Here is a 2,790-nt window from a genome sequence, read left to right as displayed (position 1 = left end):
CATCGCTGGCACTGCTTGCCGTCGTCGTGATGTATGTTTGTTTTTATTTCCAGCAGGAGACGGCTTCCGAGCTCTAGTACGGTCTCGTGGGCTCGGAGATTTGTATAAGAGCCCGGACCCGGGCCCCTCGCAGCCGGGGGTTGCGGGCGGCTCAGCAACACCGCGGCCAGGCCGGCGAGCGCGAGCAGCGCCAGGACCAGCACGACCCACGGGACGGCGGCCGGCGCGGAGGAGTCCATCGCGACAGAGCATCGCAGCCGCGACCGCCCGCCCCGCCTCAGCCGGTGGGGTCGATCTCCTCCGGGTCGCGCCCGAGCAGCACGGCCACCTGGTCGACGACGACGTCGCGCACCAGGTCGGCGAGGTCGTCGCGGTCGTGCGCGCGCAGCTCCAGCGGCCGGCGGTAGACGACGATCCGCGGCGGCACCTCCCGGGTGCCGTCCCGGTGCGCGGGCAGGACGCGGGCCAGCGGCACGCTGCCGTCGTCGAGCACGTCGGAGTCGAGCACCACCTCGTCGGGGCTGGTGTGCTCCACCCAGGGCACGTCCTCGACGGCGAACTCGACTCCGGCCAGCTCCTTCTCCCACCGGCGCTCGAGGTCCTCGACCGCGTCGAGGACGAGGTCGTCGAACCGCTCGGCGCGGCTGCGGGCCAGGGGGACGCCGTCGGGCACCAGGCGCCCGCGCAGCCCGCGGCCGTGGCGGTCGCGGCGGGATCGGGCGGGTCGGCTCATGACGGGTGCGAGCGTACGGCTCCGCCCCCCGGCCCGACGTCCGCAGCGGGGCAGCCGGCGCGCGGGTGCCCGGCCCCGCCGCCTCCGCCCGAGGACCGGCGCCGGGGCCCACGGGGACATCGTGGAGGATGGGACTGGTGCTCCGTCCCGGGCGACGGAAGACGGTGTGCCTGATGCCAACCACCCGGGTACGCGGCTACTGTGCGGTGCGTGAGGAACCGGTGGTGAGGCAGTCACGTCGCTGCTCGCGCAGCGGCTGCGCGCAACCGGCGGGAGCGACCTTGACCTACGTGTACGCGGAGTCGACCGCTGTCGTCGGCCCGTTGGCGACGTTCTCGGAGCCGCACAGCTACGACCTCTGCGAGTTCCACGCCGAGCGGCTGACCGTGCCGCGTGGCTGGGAGGTCGTCCGGCACGAGATCGACGTCGAGGACTCCGGCCCGACCGGCGACGACCTGCTGGCCCTGGCCGACGCCGTCCGCGAGGCCGCCCGTCCCGAACCGCCGCGCAACCCCGCCGACGACGGCAGGGGCACCCGCCGCGGCCACCTGCGGGTCCTGCCCGACATCACCTGAACCAGGTCGCCCGGCTGCCGTTAGGGTCGGTCGGCGCGGCTGACCGGGGAGTCGGCGGCCGGCTCCGGCGAGGGTGAGCAGGGGTGAGTGGTCTCTCTTCGGTCATCAAGGCCTACGACGTCCGCGGCGTCGTCCCCGACGAGTGGGACGAGGACGTCGCCCGCCGGATCGGCGCGGCCTTCGCCGAGCTCGTCCGGCAGGAGAGCGGCGCCACCGCGATCGTGACCGCGCACGACATGCGTGACTCCTCGGTGCCCCTCTCGCGGGCCTTCGCCGAGGGCGTGCTCTCCCGCGGCGTCGACGTCGTCGAGGCCGGTCTGGGCTCCACCGACCTGCTCTACTTCGCCTCCGGCTCGCTCGGCGTCCCCGGCGCGATGTTCACCGCCAGCCACAACCCCGCGCAGTACAACGGCATCAAGCTCTGCCGCGCCGGCGCCACCCCGGTCGGGCAGGAGTCGGGCCTGGCCACCCTCCGGGAGTGGGCCGAGCGCGACTCCTACGACCGGGTCCCCGACCGGACGGCGTCGATCAGCCAGCGCGACCTGCTCCCCGCGTACGCCGCGCACCTGCGTTCGCTGGTCGACCTCTCGACCATCCGGCCGCTGCGGGTCGTCGTCGACGCCGGCAACGGCATGGGCGGGCACACCGTCCCCGTCGTGCTCGCCGACCTGCCGCTCGAGGTGCTGCCGCTGTACTTCGAGCTCGACGGCTCCTTCCCGCACCACGAGGCCAACCCGCTGGACCCGGCCAACCTGGTCGACCTGCAGGCCGAGGTCCGTCGCACCGGCGCCGACCTCGGGCTGGCCTTCGACGGCGACGCCGACCGGGTCTTCGTCGTCGACGAGCGCGGCGAGCCGGTCAGCCCGTCGGCGATCACCGCGCTGGTCGCCGTCCGGGAGCTGGCCAAGGGCCGGGGGACGACGGTCATCCACAACCTGATCACCTCGCGGGCGGTCCCGGAGATCGTCCGCGAGCACGGTGGCGAGCCGGTGCGCACCCGCGTCGGGCACTCGTTCATCAAGGCCGAGATGGCCCGCACCGACGCGGTCTTCGGCGGGGAGCACTCGGCGCACTACTACTTCCGCGACTTCTGGCGGGCCGACACGGGCATGCTCGCCGCCATGCACGTGCTCGCCGCGCTGGGGGAGCAGAGCCGGCCGCTGTCGGAGCTGACCGCCGGCTACTCCCGCTACGTCGCCTCGGGCGAGATCAACTCCACCGTGGCCGACGCCGCCGGCCGGACGAGGGCGGTGCGGGAGGCGTTCGAGGGCGAGGACGGCGTCACCGTCGACGAGCTCGACGGGCTGACCGTGGAGCTGCCCGACGGCTCGTGGTTCAACCTGCGGGCGAGCAACACCGAGCCGCTGCTGCGGCTCAACGTCGAGGCGCCCGACGAGGCGCGGATGACCGGACTGCGGGACCGAGTGCTGGAGATGGTGCGCGCATGACCGATCGATCACCCCACCCGACCGCTTCCGACGA

Annotated in this window: 4 protein-coding genes; 2 read left to right on the top strand and 2 right to left on the bottom strand. The window is 73.7% G+C overall.

Annotated features, from left to right (window positions below; all coding sequences use genetic code 11):
* Together CNO22_RS29550 and CNO22_RS26570 are read right to left on the bottom strand one after the other, a co-directional pair.
* The coding region (locus tag CNO22_RS29550) for a hypothetical protein (protein ID WP_232807380.1) at positions 1 to 239 on the bottom strand (239 nt) is incomplete at its 3' end.
* A gap of 38 nt (positions 240 to 277) precedes the next feature.
* Positions 278 to 733: a metallopeptidase family protein gene (locus CNO22_RS26570; RefSeq protein ID WP_100502228.1), complete on the bottom strand. Its 456-nt coding sequence runs from the start codon at positions 731 to 733 to the stop codon at positions 278 to 280.
* 173 nt (positions 734 to 906) lie between these two features.
* On the opposite strand from CNO22_RS26570, the gene CNO22_RS26565 reads away from it, so the two are divergent.
* Positions 907 to 1,308 carry a DUF3499 domain-containing protein gene (locus tag CNO22_RS26565; RefSeq protein WP_269799649.1) on the top strand — a complete coding sequence of 134 codons (402 nt, stop codon included), beginning with the start codon at positions 907 to 909 and terminating at the stop codon, positions 1,306 to 1,308.
* 83 nt (positions 1,309 to 1,391) lie between these two features.
* A complete protein-coding gene (locus CNO22_RS26560) occupies positions 1,392 to 2,756 on the top strand; it encodes a phosphomannomutase/phosphoglucomutase (protein ID WP_100502226.1) in 1,365 nt (454 codons plus the stop codon).
* Positions 2,757 to 2,790 lie beyond the last annotated feature (34 nt).

Source organism: Geodermatophilus chilensis (genome assembly GCF_002802985.1).
In the GTDB taxonomy this organism is placed as follows: Bacteria; Actinomycetota; Actinomycetes; order Mycobacteriales; family Geodermatophilaceae; genus Geodermatophilus; species Geodermatophilus chilensis.
The sequence above is the reverse complement of the archived record's forward strand: the minus strand, read 5'-3'. Positions and strand labels throughout refer to the sequence as shown.

Coding starts and splice junctions, on each gene's coding strand:
- CNO22_RS26570 (WP_100502228.1), bottom strand. CDS start 733: ATGAGCCGACCCGCCCGATCCCGCCGCGACCGCCACGGCCGCGGGCTG.
- CNO22_RS26565 (WP_269799649.1), top strand. CDS start 907: ATGCCAACCACCCGGGTACGCGGCTACTGTGCGGTGCGTGAGGAACCG.